The 25,328-nt window shown below is 43.9% G+C and carries 24 protein-coding genes; 18 read left to right on the top strand and 6 right to left on the bottom strand.

The annotated features are described in order from the left end of the window. Nucleotides 1-77: 77 nt before the first annotated feature. Nucleotides 78-311, bottom strand: a complete 234-nt coding sequence (locus EJP82_RS13475; protein ID WP_127192587.1) for a DUF2249 domain-containing protein — start codon at nucleotides 309-311, stop codon at nucleotides 78-80. A 226-nt stretch (nucleotides 312-537) separates the two neighbouring features. Here EJP82_RS13475 and EJP82_RS13480 point away from each other — a divergent pair, with 226 nt between their 5' ends. Continuing rightward, a complete protein-coding gene (locus tag EJP82_RS13480) occupies nucleotides 538-1,254 on the top strand; it encodes a YwiC-like family protein (protein ID WP_246054122.1) in 717 nt (238 codons plus the stop codon). A gap of 158 nt (nucleotides 1,255-1,412) precedes the next feature. Next, a complete protein-coding gene (locus tag EJP82_RS13485) occupies nucleotides 1,413-2,747 on the top strand; it encodes a DRTGG domain-containing protein (protein WP_127192588.1) in 1,335 nt (444 codons plus the stop codon). Between the two features lie 35 nt (nucleotides 2,748-2,782). Here EJP82_RS13485 and EJP82_RS13490 read toward each other — a convergent pair whose 3' ends face one another. From EJP82_RS13490 to EJP82_RS13500, 3 genes are all read right to left on the bottom strand, one after another. Next, nucleotides 2,783-3,082 carry a YtpI family protein gene (locus EJP82_RS13490; protein ID WP_127192589.1) on the bottom strand — a complete coding sequence of 100 codons (300 nt, stop codon included), beginning with the start codon at nucleotides 3,080-3,082 and terminating at the stop codon, nucleotides 2,783-2,785. Between the two features lie 151 nt (nucleotides 3,083-3,233). Then, on the bottom strand, nucleotides 3,234-3,731 hold the full coding sequence (locus EJP82_RS13495) for a sporulation membrane protein YtrI (protein ID WP_127192590.1): 498 nt from the start codon (nucleotides 3,729-3,731) through the stop codon (nucleotides 3,234-3,236). Next, entirely contained in the window at nucleotides 3,728-4,057 is a 330-nt protein-coding gene (locus EJP82_RS13500) for a YtrH family sporulation protein (RefSeq protein ID WP_127192591.1), read from the bottom strand. Before EJP82_RS13500 ends, EJP82_RS13495 begins: the two co-directional genes overlap by 4 nt. Nucleotides 4,058-4,208: 151 nt before the next feature. Here EJP82_RS13500 and EJP82_RS13505 point away from each other — a divergent pair, with 151 nt between their 5' ends. From EJP82_RS13505 to EJP82_RS13540, 8 genes are all read left to right on the top strand, one after another. Next, nucleotides 4,209-7,985 (top strand): DNA polymerase III subunit alpha, encoded by a 3,777-nt coding sequence (locus EJP82_RS13505; RefSeq protein ID WP_127192592.1) that lies wholly within the window; start codon nucleotides 4,209-4,211, stop codon nucleotides 7,983-7,985. 177 nt (nucleotides 7,986-8,162) lie between these two features. Further along, entirely contained in the window at nucleotides 8,163-8,660 is a 498-nt protein-coding gene (locus EJP82_RS13510; protein WP_127192593.1) for a phosphatidylglycerophosphatase A family protein, read from the top strand. Nucleotides 8,661-8,801: 141 nt separating this feature from the next. Beyond that, a complete protein-coding gene (locus EJP82_RS13515; protein ID WP_127192594.1) occupies nucleotides 8,802-8,990 on the top strand; it encodes a glutamate decarboxylase in 189 nt (62 codons plus the stop codon). 81 nt (nucleotides 8,991-9,071) lie between these two features. Then, on the top strand, nucleotides 9,072-9,965 hold the full coding sequence (gene accD, locus EJP82_RS13520; RefSeq protein ID WP_127192595.1) for an acetyl-CoA carboxylase, carboxyltransferase subunit beta: 894 nt from the start codon (nucleotides 9,072-9,074) through the stop codon (nucleotides 9,963-9,965). Next, the gene (locus EJP82_RS13525) at nucleotides 9,966-10,997 is read left to right on the top strand and encodes an acetyl-CoA carboxylase carboxyltransferase subunit alpha (protein ID WP_127192596.1); all 1,032 of its coding nucleotides are present in this window, start codon (nucleotides 9,966-9,968) and stop codon (nucleotides 10,995-10,997) included. A gap of 121 nt (nucleotides 10,998-11,118) precedes the next feature. Next, complete coding sequence (gene pyk, locus EJP82_RS13530; protein WP_127192597.1) at nucleotides 11,119-12,540, top strand: pyruvate kinase; 1,422 nt, start codon at nucleotides 11,119-11,121, stop codon at nucleotides 12,538-12,540. 144 nt (nucleotides 12,541-12,684) lie between these two features. Then, nucleotides 12,685-13,104, top strand: a complete 420-nt coding sequence (locus EJP82_RS13535; protein WP_127192598.1) for an acyl-CoA thioesterase — start codon at nucleotides 12,685-12,687, stop codon at nucleotides 13,102-13,104. Between the two features lie 67 nt (nucleotides 13,105-13,171). After that, nucleotides 13,172-13,564 (top strand): FxsA family protein, encoded by a 393-nt coding sequence (locus EJP82_RS13540; protein WP_127192599.1) that lies wholly within the window; start codon nucleotides 13,172-13,174, stop codon nucleotides 13,562-13,564. A 10-nt stretch (nucleotides 13,565-13,574) separates the two neighbouring features. Here the strand turns inward: EJP82_RS13540 and ytvI are convergent, their stop codons facing one another. Further along, entirely contained in the window at nucleotides 13,575-14,693 is a 1,119-nt protein-coding gene (gene ytvI, locus EJP82_RS13545; protein WP_127192600.1) for a sporulation integral membrane protein YtvI, read from the bottom strand. A 405-nt stretch (nucleotides 14,694-15,098) separates the two neighbouring features. Between ytvI and EJP82_RS13550 the strand changes: the two genes are divergently transcribed. The 5 genes from EJP82_RS13550 to EJP82_RS13570 all read left to right on the top strand — a co-directional run bounded on the left by EJP82_RS13550 (nucleotide 15,099) and on the right by EJP82_RS13570 (nucleotide 20,242). Further along, nucleotides 15,099-16,211, top strand: coding sequence for a citrate/2-methylcitrate synthase (locus EJP82_RS13550; protein WP_127192601.1), 1,113 nt, complete (start codon nucleotides 15,099-15,101; stop codon nucleotides 16,209-16,211). A gap of 88 nt (nucleotides 16,212-16,299) precedes the next feature. Then, nucleotides 16,300-17,595 (top strand): NADP-dependent isocitrate dehydrogenase, encoded by a 1,296-nt coding sequence (gene icd / locus EJP82_RS13555; protein ID WP_127192602.1) that lies wholly within the window; start codon nucleotides 16,300-16,302, stop codon nucleotides 17,593-17,595. Between the two features lie 15 nt (nucleotides 17,596-17,610). Next, nucleotides 17,611-18,552 carry a malate dehydrogenase gene (gene mdh / locus EJP82_RS13560; RefSeq protein ID WP_127192603.1) on the top strand — a complete coding sequence of 314 codons (942 nt, stop codon included), beginning with the start codon at nucleotides 17,611-17,613 and terminating at the stop codon, nucleotides 18,550-18,552. 147 nt (nucleotides 18,553-18,699) lie between these two features. Continuing rightward, nucleotides 18,700-19,125 carry a hypothetical protein gene (locus EJP82_RS13565; RefSeq protein WP_127192604.1) on the top strand — a complete coding sequence of 142 codons (426 nt, stop codon included), beginning with the start codon at nucleotides 18,700-18,702 and terminating at the stop codon, nucleotides 19,123-19,125. Nucleotides 19,126-19,369: 244 nt separating this feature from the next. Next, entirely contained in the window at nucleotides 19,370-20,242 is an 873-nt protein-coding gene (locus EJP82_RS13570; protein ID WP_127192605.1) for an SDR family oxidoreductase, read from the top strand. A 108-nt stretch (nucleotides 20,243-20,350) separates the two neighbouring features. Here the strand turns inward: EJP82_RS13570 and yfbR are convergent, their stop codons facing one another. After that, nucleotides 20,351-20,947 carry a 5'-deoxynucleotidase gene (gene yfbR / locus EJP82_RS13575; RefSeq protein ID WP_127192606.1) on the bottom strand — a complete coding sequence of 199 codons (597 nt, stop codon included), beginning with the start codon at nucleotides 20,945-20,947 and terminating at the stop codon, nucleotides 20,351-20,353. Nucleotides 20,948-21,064: 117 nt separating this feature from the next. On the opposite strand from yfbR, the gene EJP82_RS13580 reads away from it, so the two are divergent. The 3 genes from EJP82_RS13580 to EJP82_RS13590 all read left to right on the top strand — a co-directional run bounded on the left by EJP82_RS13580 (nucleotide 21,065) and on the right by EJP82_RS13590 (nucleotide 25,277). After that, the gene (locus tag EJP82_RS13580; protein WP_425464342.1) at nucleotides 21,065-22,618 is read left to right on the top strand and encodes a fumarate hydratase; all 1,554 of its coding nucleotides are present in this window, start codon (nucleotides 21,065-21,067) and stop codon (nucleotides 22,616-22,618) included. Nucleotides 22,619-22,621: 3 nt separating this feature from the next. Then, entirely contained in the window at nucleotides 22,622-24,418 is a 1,797-nt protein-coding gene (pnpS, locus tag EJP82_RS13585; RefSeq protein WP_127192607.1) for a two-component system histidine kinase PnpS, read from the top strand. A gap of 130 nt (nucleotides 24,419-24,548) precedes the next feature. After that, complete coding sequence (locus EJP82_RS13590) at nucleotides 24,549-25,277, top strand: response regulator transcription factor (protein ID WP_127192608.1); 729 nt, start codon at nucleotides 24,549-24,551, stop codon at nucleotides 25,275-25,277. Nucleotides 25,278-25,328 lie beyond the last annotated feature (51 nt).

A 25,328-nucleotide genomic window follows, 5' to 3' on the forward strand; every position in this document is an offset into this window, starting at 1 on the left:
TGAAGTGAGAGTGACTCTAGTCATAGAGGAGGAAATTTGGGAGCAGCCAGACACTGAGATGTTTATAAATTCCGGCGTTAAACTTTGCCGATTTTAACTTGGAAATTTATCGGCCCTTGTTCGATATACTCCCATGTGAATTGTCCTGTGTGCATCGCTTCAAATTGAAATCGTAAAGGTAACGGATCATGATCATTCACTAGAAGCATAGCTTCTCCAGGTTGAAGAGCATTGTAAGCCGCGAAAATAGTTTGATGCTTCAAATGTGGTGGAAATTCAGGGGCATTGACGATTGATTTAAATTGACTCATGGATAAATCCTCCTGTTATTAGAAATTCAAAGTACTTGCGATCATTATATCAATCTAACAAGGCTTAATAGTGATATGAATCACCTATTGATAAACTCATCCAAATCTTATCCTGTTACTTCGAGAAGCTGTCAATTATGAAGTGATGTCAGTCACTATACTAATTCCAGTTACAATTAATATAATATTTATAATGGACATTAACTCGGATTGAGGGGGGAATAAGTTGAAATATTATATTCCAAATCAGCATGGGGCTTGGGCGATGTTAATCGTACCGTTTATGTTTGGGGTGATTGCTTCAACACCAAGCCCTCTGCATATTTTGCTGTTTGCATGTTGGTTGCTTATTTATTTGTTGATGTTCCCGCTGCTCCAGTGGATCCGTACTAGAAAGACGAACTTGTATCGAAATCCGATCCTATTCTATGGAGTGCTACTGATACCAGTAGCCATATGGCTCGTAATTCTTCGTCCTGATCTTATTCTTATAGCACTCATGTTTATTCCTTTATTTATCGTTAACGCCTATTATGCTAAGACAAAAAATGAGCGTGCATTATTCAACGATATCGCTGCTATCGTGCAGTTTAGTTTGATGGTGTTCATCTCTTTTAATATCGGAGGAGGCAATAATTACTCCGTTGCGATGGAATTATTCTTCATTAGTGTTCTTTATTTTGTCGGTACTGCATTTTATGTTAAGACGATTATCCGCGAGAAGAAAAATAAATCATTCTATTATTTTTCGATAGGATATCACGCTATCTCAGTATTACTATCTGCATGGCTCCTTCCTTGGTTGATGGTCGTGCCAGCTTCTATACTGTTAATACGAGCAGTTTGGTTACCCCGAACGAAGATTAGCGTGAAACAATCCGGAATCATGGAGATTGTTTATTCCATTATTGTATTAATGAGTGTTTGGGTCACTTACGGATAATAAACTAAGAGTTTTTTGGCCTGTGGGGTTCACCTCGGAGGTCTTTTTTTGTTTGCTAAAATAGTTCAAATGACGTGAGAGCGAGCTCCTTTTTTTAGAGTCCTATAATGTGTATAATAGATACAGAATAGTACAGATTTGAACGGGAGGTATAACAGTTGGAAGGGCATGAAGAAAGTGTCACCAAACACGAGCAGTTGCTTCAGCACATCGAAGGGCTTAAGGTTGGGACGAAGATATCAGTGCGGAAATTGGCTAAAAGCTTGGCTGTTAGTGAAGGGACGGCATATCGTGCCGTCAAGGAAGCTGAGAACCTTGGCCTTGTGATTACGAAAGAGCGGATCGGTACGGTGCGCGTGGAGAAGAAGCCACGAAATATATCCGACCAGTTATCATTCCATGACGTGGTTGAAATCGTTGAAGGGAATGTGCTGGGTGGCGGAGAAGGTTTGAACAAAACACTGCATAAATATGTTATTGGCGCGATGAAGATCGATGCCATGGCTCGATATATTGACGCAGGCAGTTTGCTCATTGTGGGAAACCGTGAGAATACCCACTCCCTTGCCTTAGAGCAAGGTGCAGGCGTATTAATAACCGGTGGTTTCGGAACAAGTAGAGAAGTAAAAGCATTAGCGGATCGGCTGTCACTGCCTATTTTTTCTACGCGACATGATACATTTACTGTCGCCTCCATGATCAATCGAGCGCTGTTTGATAGATTGATCAAGAAAAAAATCATGTTAGTTGAAGACATTGTTTCCACGAAGCCACGTGTGAATATGCTCAAAGTTACAAGTAACATTTCTGATTATGACCAGTTGTCATTGGAAACGGGACAGCAGCATTTTCCTGTGGTGGATGAATGGAATCGAGTGATCGGCATTATTAGCCGTAAAGACGTGGAAGAACTGAGTGGAGATCATAGTATTGAGAAGTGTTTGACGCGGCATCCGATTACGGTAGGTATGCAAACTTCACTAGCTTCAGCTGCACAAATCATGGTATGGGAAGGGATCGACTTCTTACCTGTAGTTGATCGCAATCGGAAGCTAGTCTCATCAGTGACACGTAGGGAAGTGTTACAGGCGATGCGTGATGCTAGGAATCAACCGCAGCTCGGAGAAACGTTTGAGCATCTGATGTGGAATGGGTTTGCTGAGGAACGGGATGAAGTAGGTAAGCTATTTTTCCACGGAATGGTTACACCACAAATGTCAAGCGATCTGGGCACCATTTCACATGGGGTATTAACGTCGTTGATGACACAGGCAGGGCTCAGAGCTGCTAAGGATATGAGTGGAGGGGATTACGTAGTAGATAATCTAACCAATTACTTCGTCCGACCTGTTCAAATCGAGAATCCGATTGTGATTACGCCGTTTGTACTAGAAATGAGCCGCCGGGCGTGTAAGCTGGAGATTGTCATGACCCATCAAGATCATTTGGTCTCGAAGACCATAATGACGCTGCAATCAATCGACCACGCATAACAAGATGAAGTTTATATTATAGAGGTTACTCTACTCTATTCCGCCTTACGACGCGAGAACATGCTATGATTGCGAATCCCTGCGAAGATGTTAAACGCACCAAGCACCATAAACAGAGCTCCAATCACAACGCGAAGTGATGAACCGCTGAACACAAACATTTGAATCAGAGCTAGGACGATGAGCATGGATCCCATACTAATGTTCATTTTGGCGGCGTAAAGTCCACGAAGTGCTCCGTCGAGCGATCTGCGGGACCGGAAACTGAAAACTAGTGAACTGATACAAGAAATGATTAGTCCAGCGTACAACACGTATTGAATGATCTGTGTCATGAGATTAGAGGCTCCTTTTTATATAATCTATCTTTCCAGCTCAAAACCATAATTAGAGCTTGTGAAAACAGCTATTCACTCTACTGTTTTTTCAAGAAATAGTTTAAGTTTTGAGCTGTATTTCTATTATTAATTATTGTAGCATGAAAAATCAGCTCCGGACATAAGGCTTCATATCTACCCAGACTTGCAGTACGCCTTCACTAACCAGCATCGTCTTGATTTGAATACTGTATTCCTTATCGCGAACGGCGTAAATTTTCTTGTTTAATAACGTTCGGGTCATTTTGGCATCGGAATCGATTTCAAAAATGCTTCTACCACGAAGTACTTCAAGTTCCTCATGAAGTTGTTGCATGACTTCTTTGACGGCGAGTGAATCAAGCGGAGGATCACGTTCTTCTACGGTCACTTTGATTTCTTTGATCACCGTTGATCGTTTGCTATATTTCTTCAGTGTTTTATTGTCTTCTTCAGCCTGATGGAGCTGAATTTGTAGATCCTTGTTCTGTATCCATAAAGTGTTGTAGCTTGTCTGATAAATAACATTGTAAGCAACACTTCCTACAACCATTCCTAATACGAATATGGCAACAACCTGCATGAACCTCCGGAACCCTTTTAGTGTCGGTCGGTTGGTTCCATTCATCCCCGACTTCCTCCACACATCCATCTCACAAGTTCCGAGCCCATGTGGGCACCCATAAAGGCAAAAAGCAGATACAGAATCTGCTTGATCGCTGGAGATAAGTTTCCATCAAAGAAATTGCTTTCGATAACTCGCATGGGGTCAATGGTTCCCCCAACCGCGGCAGCTAGCGCCCATATTTTGATGCGATCGGCAACATCTAACATGGTCTGAGTTGGTGGTTGTAGGGATACTACAGCTCCGATTCCACCAACCATTGCCCCTCCCAGTACGATGCCAAAAGCGATAAAAAAGTCCATGACTGCTTTGGTTAAGAACGTACTCATCTTTGCTAATTCCCCTTTCAGCGAATGATCGTCGCCGGGCCAAGTTTCGCTTGTCCGGTCCTACTACCTATTCTATGGGCGCATTTGAGCTATGTATGATAAAATATTTTATAGATAATATAGATTTATTTTCCCGAAAGGAATGGAACTTATGGACGGCTTTGTTCATCTGCACGTGCACAGCGAATATAGCCTGCTGGATGGCGCCGCCCGGCTTGAAGATCTCGTGAAGAAAGCTGTTGACTCTGGCATGAAGGCGCTAGCGTTGACGGATCACGGGGTGATGTACGGGGCGGTTCCTTTTTATAAATTATGTAAAGCCAACGGCATTAAGCCGATTATTGGATGCGAAGTGTATTTTACCTCGGGGTCTCGTAAGGAACGAGGCAGCCGTAAGGATCAGCCAATTCATCATTTGATTCTACTTGCCAAGGACGAAACCGGTTACCGTAATCTCATGAGACTCTGTTCGATTGGGCATTTGGAAGGATTCCATTACAAACCTCGGATTGACTGGGATGCACTGGAGCGTCATAGTGAAGGGCTTATTTGTCTGAGCGCCTGTCTTGGCGGAGAAGTCCCGCAGCATTTGTTGCATGGCCGATATGAGGAAGCAAAGAAAGCGGCCTTGCGCTATCAAGCAGTTTTTGGTGATGATTTCTATTTGGAGTTACAGGATCACAGTATCCCGGAACAGAAACGAGTGAACCCTGAACTCGTGAAATTGTCCCTGGAAACAGGAATTTCCCTTGTTGCTACAAATGATGTTCATTATCTCGGCAGAGAAGATGCCGAGGTTCAAGATGTACTTATTTGCATCGGAACAGGCAAAACGGTGGACGATGAGGACCGGTTCAAGATGACGACGAACCAATTGTATTTTAAAACAGGAGCCGAGATGGCGGCTTTGTTTCCTCATATTCCCGAAGCCATTGTGAATAGTGGACTCATCGCAGATAAATGTAATTTAGAGCTAGAATTTGGTCGTCACATTCTCCCTGCTTATTCTCCGATCCCTGATGAGATGAACGCGGAGTCTTATTTGGCCGCACTTTGTGAGAAGGGACTTTCAGATCGATATAGTCATCTCGAAGCATGGAAGGATGATGAGGAACAGAGCAAGCTTCGGCAGCGTTTGAATTATGAATTGGAAGTCATCCGCAATATGGGGTTCTCTGATTATTTTCTAATCGTGTGGGATTTCATTGCCTTTGCGCATCGTGGTGGCATAGCTACAGGACCTGGGCGGGGGTCTTCAGCGGGGAGCATAGTCGCTTATGTCCTGAAGATAACGGATGTTGATCCAATGAAGTATGCGCTGTTGTTTGAACGTTTCTTGAACCCAGAACGGATTACGATGCCCGATATTGATATCGACTTTAGTGATGAACGACGAGATGAAGTCATCGCTTATGTATCGGAAAAATACGGATCAGAACATGTAGCACAAATAATTACGTTTGGTACGATGGCAGCTCGGGCTGCGGTTCGTGATGTTGGACGAGCACTTAATGTTCCGTTCGGTGAAGTGGACAAGGTAGCGAAGCTTATCCCGGGTAATCTAGGGATGACGATACAACGTGCATTGAAAGAGAGTACAGACCTGAAGGCTCTGTATGATGGTCAGGCACGGATCAAAGTATTACTTGATATGGCTATGAAGGTGGAGGGCATGCCACGACATGCGTCTACACATGCTGCAGGTGTCGTGATTTCACGTGATCCATTGACTGATGTCGTACCTCTACAAACGGGGAGCGAAGGAACGGCGCTTACGCAATACTCCATGGAGAACCTAGAAGCAATAGGTCTACTTAAGATGGACTTTCTTGGTCTACGTACCCTATCTATCATAGAACGGTGTATGTCTTGGATCGGAGAGGAACTAGGAAGTGTACCTGACTTTAAGTTAATCCCAGATGATGATGAGCTAACTTACGCTATGCTAGGACGCGGGGAGACGACCGGAGTATTCCAATTGGAGTCTGCGGGGATGCGGCGTGTATTGCGTGATTTGAAACCATCAGAGTTCGAAGATATTATCTCTGTTCTAGCATTATATCGTCCGGGTCCAATGGAATTTATTCCGAAATATATTGCGGGTAAACATGGAGAGATTACTGTGGATTATCCTCATCCGGATCTGCAACCGATTCTCAAAGACACACACGGTATTATCGTGTATCAAGAGCAAATCATGCAAATTGCATCTAGGATGGCTGGCTTCTCGCTCGGCGAAGCCGACCTGCTAAGACGTGCGGTATCGAAGAAGAAGCGGGAAGTGTTGGACGAACAACGTAGTCATTTTGTAGCCGGAAGTAAGGTTCAGGGTTATACCGAGGACGAGGCGAATGTAGTGTACGATATGATTGTCAAATTTGCCAATTATGGATTTCCACGTGCTCATGCCGCCGCTTATGGTGTTCTTGCGTTTCAGACTGCTTATTTAAAGGCACATTACCCCGTACATTTTATGGCCTCGATGCTTACGGCTGTAATGGGCAATCATCGCAAAGTTGCAGAATATATTCTCGAATGCCGTCGAATGGGGATAACGGTAATGCCACCAGATGTTAATGAAAGTGGCGTGTTATTTACACCTCAGGTGCAGCATATGAATGATAACGTAGCGAGCGCAGATGTTGAAATTAAGGGTAAGAATGGGATGGAAGAACCGGATGAAGAGCCCGCTACGGTAGGTGTTTCTTCAACTGGAACTACCCTCGGAGTGATTCGCTTCGGTCTTGCAGCAATCAAAAATGTGGGGACACAGGCAATGGAAAGTATTCTGCATGAGCGTCTTGAAAGACCTTTTGATAGTCTGCTTGATTTCTGCCGCCGTGTCGATTTACGCGCATGTAATAAGCGAGTGATTGAATCACTCATTCAAGCTGGTGCATTCGATTCTTTGCCAGGACACCGTGCACAATTGCTCGCAATGCTCGATGAAAGTGTTGATGCGGCTCTGAAATGGCGTAAGGAAAGGGATGATTTACAGATCCAATTATTTGATTTTGTGGAAACACCTAACTGGGACATCCAATATCCGAATATTCCAAGTTTCTCTGTAGGTCAGCAATTGGATCTGGAACGTGAGCTCTTGGGGTTGTACCTGTCGGGCCACCCGCTCGATGATTATGATGATTTGCTTGATCAAGAAGGAATTGATCGATTAATGGAGCTTGCAGAAGCGCCGGATGAGAGCCGTAAAATCGTCGCTGGTATGGTCGTTACGGTAAAGACTATTATGACCAAGCAAGGAAAAGCCATGGCCTTTATGGAGCTTGAAGACCAGATTGAACGCTGCGAAGTCGTGCTATTCCCTGAAGTATGGCGGCGCTGCTCAGCGTTGATTGGCAAAGGGGCGTTGCTCGCACTTCGTGCCACGGTCCAGCAGCAAGACGAGGGCTTCAAGCTGCTGGCTGATGAGGTGGTGGCACTGGACGCGCAGAATCTCACGCAATTGCAGCGCGCTGCTGCTGCTCGTGGCCCTGCGCGGGGGCCAGCGCGAGGGGGCAACGGTGCTGGCAAGCCGCCAACGTCTGCTGCAACGAAGGCGCGCAAGGGCGAGGACACAGCGCTGCCCCCTGCAATAGCAGGCAATGAGCCGTCCCCCGCGACCGAAGGGACCGGTGGGGGAGACGCGGTGAGCGTACCGCCGTCTACGCAGCAGCAGGGCAGGCACGAGCGGAAGACGCAGGCACAGCGCGTCTTCATTAAGATTGCGGCCGCGAAGGAGAATGCGGCCCTGCTTGAGAAGCTGAAGGCGCTACTTGCGCTCCATCAGGGTCCTATGGGGACCGTGCTCTTCTACGAAAGCACCGGCAAGCTGCTCGCTTTGAATGAGCGTTATAGCATTAAGCCGTCACCTGAATTGTTCAGTCATATGGAGGACATGCTGGGTCCAGATACCGTAAAAGTAAAATAGAGAAAAAATTAGGTCCGTTCTTCGATAATTAATCGGAGTTCGGACTTTTTAATGAACATTTTGGGAACCTCGCGCATACACTTAGGAACACGATAGGACAAAGTCCGAAATCATTATTCTGGTGGAAGTTGAAAATGGACTATTGCAGAATTCTGACGAGAATGCGGAGGGATAATCATGTCATTTGAAATTGCGGAAGCCCAGTTGCTTCGTAGAGGTGTTAAACTTGGAGATATTGCGGAAATAGTACATTCACTACAAATTGTATATAATTCGGAACTAACGTTGGAAGAATGTCTGGACAGTGTTAAGGCCGTGTTGCACAAGCGTGAGGTGCAGTACACTTTATTTACGGGAATTGCTCTAGATGAATTAGCAGAGAAGAAGTTGCTTCCTGAGCCATTGCAGGCCATTATGGAGGCAGACGAACCACTTTATGGAGTAGATGAGACGATGGCGCTCGGAATCACAAGTGTATTCGGCATGATCGGGCTAACTAGCTTCGGCTACTTGGACAAGGTTAAGCCTGAAATTATTGGTAGGTTGAATGATATGGGAGAGCAAATTCATGTGTTTCTAGATGATTTGGTGGCGGGTCTTGCCGCCGCTGCCTCGGCACGGATCGCTCACAAGAGTCCGAAGGCTAACGATTATCAATCCCCAAAGCAAGTTTGAAGCACGGGCTGGTCATCGGATGAAGGCCGGGAAATCCGGCCTTTGGTATTTGTTGCGGGAAATTTGAAAATTATGTTATCATTATTCTATTAAACGGGTAAACGGGCTCAGAAGTAAAGGTAAGGGGGCTTAGGAAAGGACATGTGGACAGTCATTTATATTGCGCCTACCGCGAAAATTACAGATATGATTAAAATGAGACTCACAGAAGAAGGCTTTCTTGTCCAAACACGTCCCGTCAATTTATCAAAACAGCAGTTTGAGATTTTAGTTCCTTCAGGAGAACTTGAGGAAGTTCAAGAAGTATTAAATTTAATCCTTCATCCCTGAGGAAGGAGTAGGCAAATCATCGAACAATAGATCCTTGACTGTAGATGTAGCCAATAAATTTACGGCTGAAGAGGTGTAGTTGTGTTTAAAGATTTGTTTCAGAAGAAGAGGAAATACGCGACCATTCCTTCAGAGCGCCTAGGAAGCAATGATAGTTCGCAATCGCAAGATCGTCCAAAGCGTGAAGTTCCAGAAGGTTTGATGAATAAGTGCGGCAACTGCGGCAGCATTCAATATAGTAAAGAACTGGAGAAAAATTTAAAGGTCTGTCCTTCATGTGGATATCATATGCGGTTAAACGCCATGGACAGAATTAAGTTCACTGTGGATGAGGGCACCTTTGTCGAATATGATGAAGATTTGGTCTCGGTGGACCCGCTTACATTTCCTGGATATGCCAGCAAGCTGGAACAGCAGACTCTGAAATCGGGTCTACGTGAAGCCGTTATTACTGGGCAAGGAAGCATCGGTGGATTTGAAGCAGTTGTTGCCATTATGAGCTTTGATTTCTTCACAGGTAGCATGGGTTCAGTTGTGGGTGAGAAAATTACACGAGCCATCGAAGCTGCAATTGAGAAGTCTCTTCCGTTAATTATCTTCTCCACCTCTGGTGGTGCACGGATGCAGGAGAGTATTCTCAGTCTAATGCAGATGGCTAAGACTAGTGCGGCACTGTCACGACTCCATGAAGCAGGTGGGCTATATATTTCGGTCATTACGGATCCAACAACAGGAGGCGTATCGGCCAGCTTTGCTATGCTTGGAGACATTATTATAGCTGAGCCTGGAGCGGTATTCGGTTTTGCCGGAAGAATTGTTATTGAGCAAACCATTCGCCAGAAGCTTCCTGACGACTTCCAGACAGCGGAATTCAATCTAGAGCATGGCCAGCTTGATCTGGTCGTCCACCGTAAAGAGATGAGAGCAATGCTTTCCAAACTGCTTGATTTGCACGGTGGGAAGGGAGGAGTCTAAGTGGCTGGGGAATTACCTTTTGAGAGCCCACTAGTTAAGCTGCGTGAGAAGATTCAAGAACTTGAGCAGTTTGGTAGCGAGAAGGAAATCGATTTCGGCGATGAAATTGCGCGGTTGGAAGAACGCTACCGTCAACTTGAGGAAGAGATATACACCAATATTTCGCCCTCACAGAAGATGCATGTGGCCAGACTTCATCAACGCCCTACTTCGCTAGATCTGATTCAACTAATATTTAATGATTTCGTCGAATTGCATGGTGACCGTTTGTTCGGGGATGATAAGGCTATCGTTGGTGGAATAGCCAAGCTGAACGATATACCAGTTACGGTATTGGGACAGCAACGTGGCAAAGACACCAAAGATAATATTGTACGTTTCTTTGGAAGCGCACATCCCGAGGGTTTCCGCAAGTCGATGCGACTCATGCAGCAAGCTGAAAAGTTTGGTCGTCCGATTGTGACGTTTATCGATACAAAGGGAGCCTATCCGGGTATTACCGCTGAAGAGAGAGGGATCTCGGAAGCGATTGCCCGCAATTTAATTGGTATGGCGAAACTTCGTGTGCCTGTCATTTGTGTTGTCATTGGTGAAGGGGGGAGTGGTGGAGCTCTTGCGCTAGGCGTGGGCAACCGCGTTCTGATGCTAGAAAATGCCATTTACTCTGTAATTTCACCTAACGGTGCTGCCTCCATTTTGTGGAAGGATGCTTCCAAAGCAGATCAAGCTGCAGAAGCGATGAAGATTACCGCTCAAGATCTTCTTGAAATGGAAGTTATTGAAGGTATTATTCCTGAACCACGTGGAGGAGCCCATCGAGATTATGAAGCTACTGCTTCGGCAATCAAGAATGCTCTGCTTCATCATTTTGAAGAACTAGCACTTCTTGGTCCGGACGAGCTTGTCGAAGATCGTTATCGGAAATTCCGTAAGATTGGACAATTTTCCGAAGGCGGCAAAATAAACCACCACAAAAAGGAAGAAAAAGAAGAAGTAACTATTATAGAATCGCCTTTAGTGGGTAATGAATAGTAAGATTGCATTATTTGAGAAGAATATGACGAATATCCTATACAAATCGAACGAACTATAGTAAATTTAGTTGTTGGTAAAGGTGATAATAGAGAGAACTAATAAAACGGAGGAAACCCAAATGCGCAAAACAAAAATCGTATGTACAATCGGTCCTTCTAGCGAGTCGTTAGAAAACATCAAGAAGCTTATTATGGCCGGAATGAATGTCGCTCGTCTAAATTTCTCACATGGTGACTTTGAGGAGCATGGTGCTCGTATCAAAACAATCCGTGAAGCGAGTGCAGAACTGGGGAAATCAATCGCCATACTGTTGGACACGAAAGGTCCTGAAATCCGCACAGGCAAACTTAAAGAAGAGCCGATTGAGCTAGTGCAGGATGAGTTTATCACTCTGACGACCGAGGAAATTCTCGGCGACAAAGATCGCATCTCCATTACGTACACAGATCTTCCAGGAGATGTAGAAGTCGGCTCGACTATTCTTATTGACGACGGATTAATTGGTCTTACTGTTGTTGATATTCAAGGTACGGAGATCAAATGCCGTATTGTCAATGGTGGTACGATCAAGAGTAAGAAGGGCGTTAACGTTCCAGGTGTGGATATCTCCCTTCCGGGTATCACAGAGAAAGATGCTAACGATATCGTCTTTGGGGTCGAGCAAGGCGTCGATTTCATTGCCGCATCCTTCGTACGCAAAGCTAGTGACGTTCTTGAAATTCGTCAATTGCTAGAGCGCCACAATGCAGCAAATATCCAAATCATCTCCAAAATTGAAAACCAACAAGGTGTTGACAATTTGGATGAAATTTTGGAAGTATCCGATGGATTGATGGTAGCACGTGGTGACCTTGGTGTAGAAATTCCTGCTGAAGATGTGCCATTGGCGCAAAAACAAATGATTGCTAAATGTAATCTTGTAGGTAAACCGGTTATTACAGCTACACAAATGTTGGATTCCATGCAACGTAATCCTAGACCTACACGCGCTGAAGCGAGTGACGTGGCTAATGCCATTTTCGACGGTACAGACGCAATTATGTTGTCTGGGGAAACAGCTGCAGGTAAATATCCAGTTGAATCAGTTCTGACTATGTCTCGTATCGCTGAGAAAGCAGAATCTGCTTTGGAATATCGTGAAATCTTCATTAAACAAAGTAATGCACAACAAACAACTGTTACTGAAGCGATCAGCCAATCGGTAGCCAATTCTGCTTTGGAGTTGAATGCTAAGGCAATCATTACTTCCACAGAAACAGGTTATACAGCTCGTATGGTATCTAAATACCGTCCTAAAGCTCCGATTATTGCTGTAACAACAGAAGATCAAACTATGCGTCGTCTTGCATTGAACTGGGGCGTTACACCTGTTAAGGGTAATGTTGCTTCCTCTACGGATGAAATGTTCGATAAAGCGATGAAGGGCGGTCTTGATTCCGGTATCGTTAAAGAAGGCGATCTTGTTGTAATCACAGCAGGAATTCCACTTGGACGTTCTGGTTCGACTAACCTGATCAAAATTGGTCAAGTTCGCAAATAGTAATTCAGTCAAATAATTCATTGTTGAAATAAATAATAGTCGGAAACGACAATTCAGAAGGAGCAATGGGGAGCCGGCAACGGAATCCATTGCTTTTTTTGCAAAATAAAATAGGGATCTCAATTGGGAGGAGTTGCAAGTATTATGTTTGTTAGCGAACTAACCATTCTACCTAAATATTCTGAATTTGATATGATGGGGATCATTTATCATGCCAATTATCTCGGATGGTTTGAAATGGGGCGGACTAAATTGTGCCAGGATCTTGGGTTTGAATATTTTGATATGGAGCAAGCAGGGTATATTTCACCCGTTCATGAGATGAAGGTGGAATATAAGCGTGGGATAACCTATGGGGATCGTGTGCTTCTCAGGACATGGATAAGGGAAAATGGTGGTGTCAAGACGGTTTATGGGTATGAAGTTGTGGATGGGAACGGTATAGTGCGTGTGGAGGGAACTTCTTCTCACTATGTCGTGAGGAAAGAAGATTTCAAGCCCGTACAGTTCAAAAAAGTATTCCCAGAATGGTATGCTGCCTTCGAAGAGGCGAGTAAATTTTGATTAAACCAGGGCGAAGCGTTAAAATACTTCTATGAGTAGGAAGCATTACTTATAAAGGAGTTGAATTATGCGTAAATGGATGATCTTATTAATTATTCTGGTTCCCACTGTTGAATTCTGGGCTTATGTAGAGGTTGCAGAAAGGTTGGGTATTGGAAAGACGATATTTCTTACTTTGGCCACCTCGGTCATTGGGGGATTAATGATGCAATTCGAGGGGCGCAAAGTGTTAGTTGATGCCAAGGCTCAAATGAATGGTGGACAAATTCCAGGTAGAACAATGCTGGATGGGATTTGTGTTTTTGCTGGAGGGCTACTATTGCTCTTGCCAGGTTTCTTTACAGATATCATTGGATTCACGATGGTGTTTCCGTTGACGCGTCCGTTATATCGCTTACCATTGATGAAGTGGATTAGTAAGAAAATGAAGGATGGATCTATTACGTATTTCCGACGCTAAAAAATAATGTTCATCTCAGTCTACCGCTGAGTATGTAATTTCTTAGATCGTGAAGTACTCCTGCGCGGGAAATCGCGCCAAAGACGACTAAGGATACCGGGCCAATAATAAGACCGAGGACTCCAAATAATTTCATTCCAACGAACATCGAGATGAGTGTGGGTAGTGGCTCGATCCCGACGTTGCTTGCTAAGATTTTAGGTTCAATTAATTGCCTTGCAACCAAAATGATACCATACAGAATCGACAACCCTATTCCGAGTTGTATGTCCCCTGTCATAAAGGCATAAAGTAGCCAGGGGGCCATAATTGTACCGACACCTAGGTAAGGTAGTAAGTCGACCGCCCCGATAAGTATGGCGTAAGTGAAGGGGGAGTCGACGTGTAGGATTAACAGCCCGATGAATACGATACTGGCAGTTATAGAAATCAATATAAATTGTGCACGGAGATAGCCAAAAAAGGCTTTTTGTAAATCCCTCCACACTTCCCCGGAAGTTTGACGAAAGGGTGCTGGAATAATGCCCCTCAAAATGGTCATGTTCTTATCCCAATTGTTGCTAATAAAAAATGTAGCAAGAAGAATCACACTAACAATAACCCCGAGACCTGGTAATGAAGCGATCAGATTTATGATGCCACTTAACAAAACGGTCACTATTCGTGATACGGCAGAACCTATCGTGGCGGCGGTATTATCGATATTTTTGGTGATTGTGGTGCTGTATCCGGGATTGTTGGCCACGAAGGTGTTGATTTCGCGAATGATCTTTTGTATTCCGTCACTCTGGCTCCAATCTATAAACCATTTTCTCCATTCCGCAAGATGTACATCCAACGTCTCCGCTAAGTGAATCAACTCTTGAAGAAGCCGAGTGATTGCTGCCGTGAGAACGATTGCTGCAGCTCCCCAATAGATCATGAGTCCAATAAGGACAGAGAGCCACTTGGGTAGCTTGAATGCAGTACGCAACCAGTGGACAAACGGATTCATGGCATATGCGATTAACCAGGCGATGAGGAAGGGGTACACCAGTGGGGTTAACCAATATATAGAAAAAAATATTGCTATTAGGACTATGCATACCCAAGTACCTCGTAGCACTCGTTTGGCAATTACGTTATCCATACGTTATTCTCCTTCGTGGTACATGCCTCTCTTCTCTAATACCATATTATTCGTCTTAGATTAGTATTCCGAGAATCGCTAGAATTGATAGATCGACACACAATATACAACTGTCGGCGTATCATCACACAATTAACGACTCGTTGTGACAAAAATCATTGTGCTTCTGAAATCGTTTACAAAATTAATTTATGATTGCGATAAAACAATTTGATATATGGAGTGGGACTCTAGGATGTTCCCTTGCCTCTTGAAATCCAGTATGATGATTTAGAAGGATGTAAATGGCTTAGATTCGCGCTATTCAGATGGTTTTTATCTAACTACGAAAATTTTAAACTTTCAAATTGGAAATGTTTACATGAGCCTATTGCTCAAATTCGCTTTATAAAGGAGAGATGTACTATGACAGCTACTAAAGGCCTCGAAGGCATTGTGGCAGCGACTTCCTCGATTAGTTCCATTAACGATGGCGTACTTGCTTACCGCGGAATTAATATCGACGAATTGGCGGAGAATGCTAGTTATGAGGAAACCGCTTATTTGCTTTGGTATGGCAAATTGCCTACGAAATCTCAATTGTTGACCCTACAGGATCAACTCAGCGAATATGCTGCGGTACCTCAGCCACTTTTAGACCAAATGAAGTTGTACCCTAAAGATGCAAACACGATGTCTGTACTGCGGACGACTGTTTCGGCTCTTGCTTTGTATGATGATTCGGTAAATGATAATTCACGGGAAAGCAACCAGAAGAAATCGATCAAGTTACAATCTCAAATTCCGACGCTTATTGCAGCGTATGCCCGTATCAGGGAGGGTAAAGAACCAATAGCTCCACTAAAAGGTGTATCTATTGCTCATAATTTCCTCTACATGTTATCGGGAGAAGAACCTGATGAAGTCGCGGTTAGCGCTCTGGATCAGGCGTTGGTGCTACATGCCGACCATGAACTTAATGCTTCTACATTCTCGGCACGTGTCACGATCGCTACTCTTTCGGATATTTATTCTGGTGTTACTTCTGCTATTGGCACATTGAAGGGTCCATTACATGGGGGAGCTAACGAAGCTGTCAGCCAAATGTTGAGTGAAATTGGCACATTGGACCAAACGGAGTCATATATTCAAGCTAAGCTTAATAATAAGGAAAAAATTATGGGTTTTGGTCACCGTGTCTATAAGAATGGGGATCCACGTGCTAAACATTTACAGAAGATGTCCTATGAGCTTAGTTTGTTAAAGGGCAACTCGACTTTGTATGATATTTCGATCAAAGTGGAAGAGATTGTTACCGGACAAAAGGGACTTAAGCCGAATGTAGATTTCTATTCTGCATCTGTCTATACACAACTGGGGATTCCGCGGGATTTGTTCACGCCGATCTTTGCAATCAGCCGTCTATCCGGGTGGACAGCACATATTCTGGAGCAGCTAGATGACAATCGGATTATTCGTCCACGCGCTGACTATACGGGACTTAACAACCAACATTACATTCCAATTGAATTGAGATAGAGAGTTCGAGCGGAAACAGGAACGTATTCTATGTTAGAATGAAGATCGTACGTGTTTTAACTAACTATACAAGGAGGAAAATATATCAATGTTGAAATTAGAAAAGTTTAACCTTCCTACCGAGGGTGAAAAGATTCAAATACAGGACGGCAAGTTGTTGGTACCAAATAACCCGGTTATCCCTTTTATCGAAGGTGATGGTACAGGGCGCGATATTTGGAAAGCATCTAAGCGTGTGCTGGATGCTGCTGTAGAGAAAGCTTATAACGGCGAGAAAAAGATAGCTTGGTATGAAGTTTTTGCTGGAGAGAAAGCTTACAATACATACGGAGAGTGGCTACCAGGCGATACGCTGACAGCAATCCGTGAGTTTATCGTAGGCATTAAAGGACCACTTACAACACCAATTGGTGGTGGAATTCGTTCACTGAACGTAGCATTGCGTCAAGAACTTGATTTGTATGTATGTCTTCGTCCTGTGCGTTATTTCGATGGGGTACCTTCTCCAGTGAAACGTCCGGAACTTGTAGATATGGTAATTTTCCGCGAAAATACAGAAGACATTTATGCGGGGATCGAATATAAAGAAGGTTCCGATGAAGTCAAAAAAGTGCTCGCATTCTTACAGAATGAAATGGGCGTGAAAAATATCCGCTTCCCAGAAACGTCGGGTATCGGTATCAAACCGGTATCAGAAGAAGGTTCCAAACGCCTCGTTCGGGCAGCGGTACAATATGCAATTGATCATGAACGGAAGACTGTGACGCTTGTCCATAAAGGAAACATCATGAAGTTCACGGAAGGTGCCTTTAAGAACTGGGGTTATGAAGTAGCTGAAGCGGAATTTGGCGATAAAGTGTTCACTTGGGCGCAATATGATCTGATCAAGGAAGAATCCGGAGTTGATGCTGCAAATGCGGCACAAAAAGCGGCGCTTGATGAAGGTAAAATTCTGATTAAGGATGCGATTGCTGACATTGCATTGCAACAAGTATTAACCCGTCCGACTGACTTCGACGTGATTGCAACGTTGAACTTGAACGGAGATTACCTCTCCGATGCTTTGGCAGCTCAGGTTGGTGGAATCGGTATTGCTCCAGGAGCAAACATTAACTATGTCACTGGTCATGCTATATTTGAAGCAACTCACGGTACGGCGCCGAAATATGCTGATCTCGATGTGGTAAATCCGGGGTCTGTCATTCTGTCCGGCGTAATGATGTTTGAACATCTCGGTTGGCAGGAAGCTGCAGACCTTATTTATAAAGGTTTGGAAACGTCAATCAATAACAAGACGGTTACGTATGATTTTGCCCGACTGATGGATGGTGCTACTGAAGTTAAATGTTCTGAGTTTGCAGACCAAGTCATCAATAATATGTAAGGGGTCCTGACCAAAATGGCAATTTCTCGTAAGAAAATAACGGTTGTCGGTGCAGGATTTACGGGAGCAACAACGGCTCTGATGCTTGCACAAAAAGAACTCGGTGACATTGTGTTACTTGATATTCCGCAATTGGAGAATCCTACAAAGGGTAAAGCGCTTGATATGCTGGAAGCGAGCCCAGTTCAGGGCTTTGACAGTAAGATAGTAGGTTCTTCTTCTTACGAGGATGCTGCGGATTCCGATATTGTCATTATTACAGCAGGAATTGCTCGGAAGCCAGGGATGAGTCGTGATGATCTCGTCCATACGAATGCGGGGATTATTACTTCCGTTTGTGAGAACGTGAAGAAATATTGTCCGAATTCTATAGTTATCATTTTGAGTAACCCGGTAGACGCTATGACGTTTGCTGCCTTTAAGAGCTTGGGTTTTCCGAAAAATCGTGTTATCGGTCAATCCGGTGTGCTAGACACGGCTCGTTACTGTACATTTATCGCACAGGAACTTAATGTTTCTGTGGAAGATGTACGTGGGTTTGTGCTTGGTGGACATGGAGATGACATGGTACCGCTCGTTCGGTATTCAAGTGTTGGCGGTATCCCGATTGATACGCTTATCTCTGCAGAACGAATTGAAGCGATTGTTCAACGCACACGCGTTGGCGGCGGTGAGATTGTTAACTTACTTGGTAATGGCAGTGCCTACTATGCTCCAGCGGCTTCACTAGTGCAAATGACAGAAACCATTCTCAAGGATAAGAAGCGAATCATTCCTGTCATTGCCTTATTGGAAGGCGAGTATGGTTTTGATGGTTTGTTCCTTGGAGTTCCAGTCATTCTTGGTGGTGATGGAATCGAGAAGATCTTTGAGTTGGAACTGACGGTCGAGGAGAAGAGTGCACTTGATAAGTCAGCGGATTCTGTACGTCAGGTTATCTCTGTGGTGAAGGGCTAAGAAGTTAGATAGTACTTTCACTTATTTGCTATAAGAGCATTGCTAAATTTAAACCTCCCATTTTGGGAGGTTTTCTTTTCTTTATTTCGGTTAATAGTTATAATAGAGTATGATATATCTAATTGACATTAAGGAGCGAGGGAATTTATGTATAAGGTTATGTTGTTTCTGCATATCGTTGGAACGTTAGCACTTGGATTTTATTTGGTGCTACCTTTTGTGCTTGGCACAGTTAGTAAGTTATCTCTTGCGGCACAAGAAGGAACTGTATCGGCGGTTAAATCGCTGAATCGTTATGCTCAATATGGATTGGTGATCCAACTTCTTACGGGTGGATATATGATCAGTAAAGGGGAATATTCAGTTGCTTGGATGATCGTCGTTGTGGTTCTATTTTTGGCGATTGCTGCACTGGGTGGAATTATGGGCAAACCACTTCGACTTGCTCTTGAAGGAATTCGTCAGAAGAAGAGCATTACTGCATATGCTGGTAAGCTTACCACGTTAAGCACTGCTCTTTCACTTGGTGTTCTGTTGATTGTTTTCCTCATGGTTTATAGCTCAATTATCTAAATCAGCTAGGGGATTGTTATTCTTCAAAGCTAGTTGTAGCATCGAGAAATCGCTCAATGGGACCGTTACTGGTATTTTCAGTAGGCTGCCCAGAGAGCGATTTCTTTTTTTTGACCGGCTATAACATAATGTAGACAAATCATGTGGCATAAGCTCCGCTAAGTGGGTAATTCTATATTGGATAAGCAAGTTGCATCAACTAACCAATACACAATTACTTCAAGATGAGAAAGGAGCATGTGGGATGTCTGGAAATCAACCAAGTAATAAACAAACAATGCCACCACAGCATCAAAATCAACAACCAGGAATTGAGGAGGAGATGAGCCCTAAACCAGAATACGAGCGTTCTCATCACGCTGGGGGAAGGTTGCAGAACAAAGTAGCGCTTATTACGGGTGGAGATAGTGGTATAGGGAGAGCAGTGGCAGTTGCTTATGCGAAGGAAGGTGCAGATGTTTCCATCGTATATCTTAATGAACATGAGGATGCGAAGATAACGAAACAAGAGGTTGAACAGGAGGGACGTAAGTGTCTTTTGATCCCTGGAGATATCGGTGATGAAGCCTTCGCAGGACAAGCCGTGAGTCAAACGGTTGAGAAGCTCGGAGGCTTGGATATTCTGATTAACAATGCCGCAGAACAACATCCGCAGCAGGATATTACAGATATCACGGCCCAACAATTAGAGAAAACGTTTCGAACTAACATTTTTTCAATGTTCTATCTGACCCAAGCAGCTATGCCGCATCTGAAAAAGGGAAGTTCCATCATTAATACGGCCTCAGTTACCGCTTATAAAGGAAATCCTACGCTGATTGATTATTCATCTACCAAAGGAGCGATTGTTAGCTTTACTCGCGCATTGTCTATGAATATCGTCGGTAAAAAAGGCATCCGTGTGAATGCCGTAGCTCCAGGACCAATTTGGACGCCGCTTATTCCTTCTACATTCGATGAGCAGCAGGTTGCGACATTTGGTGGAGATACCCCGATGCAGCGCCCGGGTCAGCCTGAGGAAGTGGCACCTGCCTATGTATTCCTCGGTTCTGACGATTCTTCATATATTAGCGGGCAAGTTATCCACGTTAATGGTGGTGAAATTGTAAATGGCTAACGGCTAAATCTAATTTCATTGGCGTCGGATACAATAACAAACACCCTATCCCAGTAAAATCGGAGATAGGGTGTTTGCTACATAAGAATAAGTAAGCATCTATTTTCGTTACGATAACTCATCTAATGTCATTTCGAAACTGGGTGCAAAATGCTCTAGGAAATAATGAACTTCCGGCAACGCAAGCTGCTTAAGTTTCTCTTGTATTTGATCCTTGGCCACAGCAAACTCTCGATTGCCGGCAGTTAGTTCCCAGGCACATTTGAGGTAAGCATCAAGGCTATCGGCAGCTTTGACATAGATCATGAGTTCTTTGTCGCTGATTTCACCGTTGTCTTTACCAGGAGACAATAAGTGGTCATACGTAGACTTCAATTCTGAAGGAACCATCGAAAGTAATCGTTCTGCAGCGATATCTTCCATTTCTCTGAAATTAGATAATAGACGAGGATTATGATGCTTCACGGGTGTAGGAATATCGCCAGTAAACACTTCAGTCGCATCATGGAATAGGGCAAGAGTTGCTGCGCGTTCTGAATTTAATTGGCGACTGAATATACTATTTCCAATTTCGCAGAGTAGATGAGTTAGTAAAGCAACGTGATAGGAATGCTCAGCGACATTCTCGGTCTTTGTGTTACGCATGAGGCTCCAACGTTTAATGGAGCGAAGCCGGTACATATAAGCGGAAAAGTGATAGCTCATCAGTGATAAACCTCGCTTTATATTGGTTAAATTTTGTATAGAAATTGTCAGCCTGTTAAATTGTATTATGTTATTATAAATCTAATAAACAGTATCGACAAGAGAGGGGATCCTAGGATGTTGCACAAGTTTGAAGAGAGTGTATATCAATTGATTGTGGAAACTTCGACAAATTTGCCAGGGGATGTGCGTCGGGCGTTGAATCGGGGGATGGTTATTGAGAATCAAGCCACACGTGCGGGTCTCGCACTATCTACGATCTCTCGCAATATAGGTATGGCCGAGGAGCAAATTTCACCGATTTGTCAGGATACAGGGATGCTAACTTTTATTGTACATACACCAGTTGGTGTGAATCAGATAAAAATGAAACGAAATATCCACTCAGCGATCCAGAGAGCAACCAAGGAAGGAAAACTACGTCCCAATTCAGTGGATTCACTTACAGGGGAGAATAGTGGCGACAATTTGGGGCCTGGGACACCCGTTATTCATTTTGAGCAGTGGGAGAGCGACTATATAGATGTGCGACTTATACTGAAAGGTGGAGGCTGCGAGAATAAGAATATCCAATACAGTCTTCCAACTGAACTAGAAGGGTTAGGCCGTGCAGGACGTGATTTGGATGGAATTCGTAAATGTATTTTGCATGCGGTATATCAGGCACAGGGTCAGGGATGTAGCGCTGGATTTATCGGAGTTGGTATAGGCGGAGATCGTACGACAGGATACGAACTTGCTAAGCAACAGCTGTTTCGTACAGTGGACGATGTGAATCCCATTGCTGAATTGAATCAGCTGGAGCAATATACGATGGAGCATGCTAACAAGCTTGGGATTGGTACTATGGGATTTGGTGGAGAAGTGACGTTGCTTGGTTGTAAGATCGGTGCTGCAAATCGACTTCCAGCAAGCTTCTTTGTGTCTGTGGCCTATAACTGCTGGGCGTTCCGCCGTCAAGGGGCCGAGATTAATGCAACAAGTGGAGAAATCATGAAATGGCTGTACGAAAGTGGATCCGATGTGGCGATGGAGCAGCAAGGCAAGAATGATGCTGGAAACACGAATGATACAACTGATGAACCGACTAGTCGCGAAATCGTACTACAAACTCCAGTGAGTGAAGAAGACATTCGTAATCTTCGTGTAGGTGATGTCGTTGTAATCAAAGGTGAAATGCATACAGGTCGTGATGCTCTTCATAAGTATTTGATGGATCATGACTCTCCAGTAGATCTGAATGGAGCTGTAATATATCACTGCGGCCCAGTGATGCTTAAGGATGAAGCAGGCTGGCATGTTAAGGCAGCGGGACCGACCACTAGCATACGAGAGGAACCTTACCAAGGTGATATTATTAAAAAGTTTGGTATTCGCGCTGTAATTGGTAAAGGTGGTATGGGCTCCAAAACCCTTGCTGCACTACAAGAACATGGTGGCGTTTATTTAAATGCGATTGGTGGAGCAGCACAATATTATGCAGAGTGCATCAAGCAAGTGAATGGTGTTGATTTTATGGAGTTTGGAATTCCTGAAGCGATGTGGCATCTAGAGGTTGACGGTTTTGCCGCGATCGTAACGATGGACTCGCATGGGAATAGTTTGCATGAAGGTGTGGAGAAAGCCTCAGCCGAGAAGCTAGCATCCTTAAAAGAAAAGGTGTTTCAATAACTTATGAAGACATTTCGACATAGACTTACGGTTATTATGATGGGGTTGGTGGGGGTATCCATGCTTGCTGCAGGGATATCCATGGCGTTGGTGTTCAAAGATTCACATATTGACGCCTTAGAGGAGAATATGGCGCGTGAGATTAACTTGCTTGAGAACACCTTTCCATTTGAACCTCTCGAAGGAAATCCAGGCGTCACAGACTATTATTCGGCCAAAGCGAAAGAACTGGAGAACTTGATTGGATCTCGGGTTACCTTTATTGGTAACGACGGGGAGGTTATTGGTGACTCCGAGATTTCTGTCTTGGAGATGGACAATCACTCTGATCGAGAGGAAATTATTTCTGCTACAGGTGATAAAGTAGGCAGTGCTATACGTTATAGTGATACTTTGGATGAGGATATGCTCTACGTTGCGAGACATGTCACTTCTGATTTGGGATTTGACGGTTATATTCGATTGTCTATGAGTCTTGCTATAGCTAGTGAGGGGCTGAATAAAGGTTGGTTACTCATGTTCGTGGGATTATTAATTTTATTTCTAGCTGCTACATTCATTAGTTATCGAATCGCTAAGGGGCTAACTAGACCCTTGGAGCACATTACTAAGGTTGCAAATAAGATTTCCAAGTTCGATTACGATGCGAGAGTGCAATTTAGTCGTAATGATGAAATCGGGCAGCTTGGGCAAGCCATTAACGGAATGGCTGATAGCTTGCAGCAGCAATTGAAACGAATCCGTGATAACGAAGGTTTAACGCAGAGCGTATTATCCAATATTACAGGTGGTATTGTAATGGTTGATGCGCAGGGTCGAGTCGCACTCATCAATCGAGAAGCTGAACGTATTTTGCGCATGAAAGAGCATTTATTACTAGGCAAACCCTACCATGTACTCAAGAGAAACTTTGAATTTACTAAGTTTATGGAAGAAGGCATGGAGCTCAAAGAACGTATTCACGAAGAACGGAATGTGTATGATCCAGAGAGTAAGATTTTACATTTTGACGGCGTGCCGATGTTCGAGAACGATGGTAGCTACCGTGGTATGCTCTTCCTCCTTCATGATGTTACAAGTATCCGTCGCCTGGAAGTGATGCGTAGTGAATTTGTAGCGAATGTGTCCCATGAATTGAAGACGCCAATTGCAGCTGTAAAAGGTTTTGCGGAAACACTCCTGGCTGGAGGAGTAAAAGACGAAGAAACCGTTAGATCTTTTCTGCAGATCATTTACGATGAGGGAGATCGTTTGAATCGTCTAATTGGGGACATCCTGGAATTATCAAAGATCGAATCGAAGCAAGCTCCGCTAGAATATGCTCCGATTCCACTGAAGGAATTATTCGATAGTATATTTGAAGTATTGCAATCTGCAGCGGACAAAAAGTCTATCGTAATGCTTCATGACATTCCTGAGCATATGTTTATTGAAGGGGATGAAGATAGGCTCAGACAGATTTTTATGAATCTATTGTCTAATGCAATCAATTATACGCCTGAAGGGGGTAAAGTTAAGGTAGACATCCGAATTGAGAATGAGGGCAGTGATGATGAGAAACTCCGAATTGTAGTGAGTGATACTGGAATCGGGATTCCTAAGAAGGACCTTCCGCGAATATTTGAACGCTTCTATCGGGTGGATAAAGCGAGATCAAGGAATTCAGGGGGAACGGGACTTGGCCTCTCCATTGTCAAACATCTTGTGGAGTTGCATCGTGGTAAGATTACTGTAGAGAGCAAAGTTGGAGAAGGGTCGTCCTTTATTCTTGAGCTTCCATTTATGCATAATTTGGAATGATCTTATTTATTTGTGTAAGCTGTTTTTTGGATTTTACACCGCGTTAACAAAGTGGTGATATGCTGAGCATGTATACATGAGTCAAGATTCGTCAACATCCATCCTGGTTGTAGAAAATATGGGGGTTTATATGACGCAGCGACTATTAGTAATTGAAGATGAGCCGACGCTTTCCAGACTTTTATCTTACAATCTTACGAGCGAAGGATATGCGGTAACCGTGGAAGACCATGGACAAACTGGTTATGATACGGCTTTGAAGAATGAGTTTGATTTAATTCTGTTGGATTTGATGCTTCCTGGAATGAATGGATTCGAAATTATGACCAAGCTTCGGAATGAAGGCGTGAAGACACCGGTGATCATTCTGACGGCTAAGAATGCAGAAGAAGAAGTGGTTGAAGGCTTAAAGTCTGGCGCAGACGACTATATAACGAAGCCTTTTGGAGTGGCTGAACTATTGGCCAGGGTTGCCGCTGTGCTAAGGAGATCGACAGGTGTTGAAGAACGGGAGAAGTTGCCGGAGCGGGATGAAGCACATATTTCACATGGCGCACTTGTTATCTATCCTGAGAAATACGAAGTGACGCTTAGCGGTGAACCGATTACGTTACGGCCAAAGGAATTTGAAGTACTATTGTATTTGGCACGTAAGCCGGGTGTAGTTATGACGCGCGATGATCTAATGAACGCGGTTTGGGGCTTTGATTACATTGGAGGCCAGCGTACTGTAGATGTGCATGTCAGTTCACTACGTAAGAAACTGGAACTTGACCCCGAATCAGTACATATTGATTCGATTCGCGGGGTTGGTTACAAGTTAGTTGTTAATAAGAAAAAACGTCCATCATTAATATAAAATGATGGATGTTTTTTTATGTATAAACATTATAACGTTATATTTACTTTA

The organism is Paenibacillus anaericanus (assembly GCF_003994475.1).
Classification (GTDB): domain Bacteria; phylum Bacillota; class Bacilli; order Paenibacillales; family Paenibacillaceae; genus Fontibacillus; species Fontibacillus anaericanus.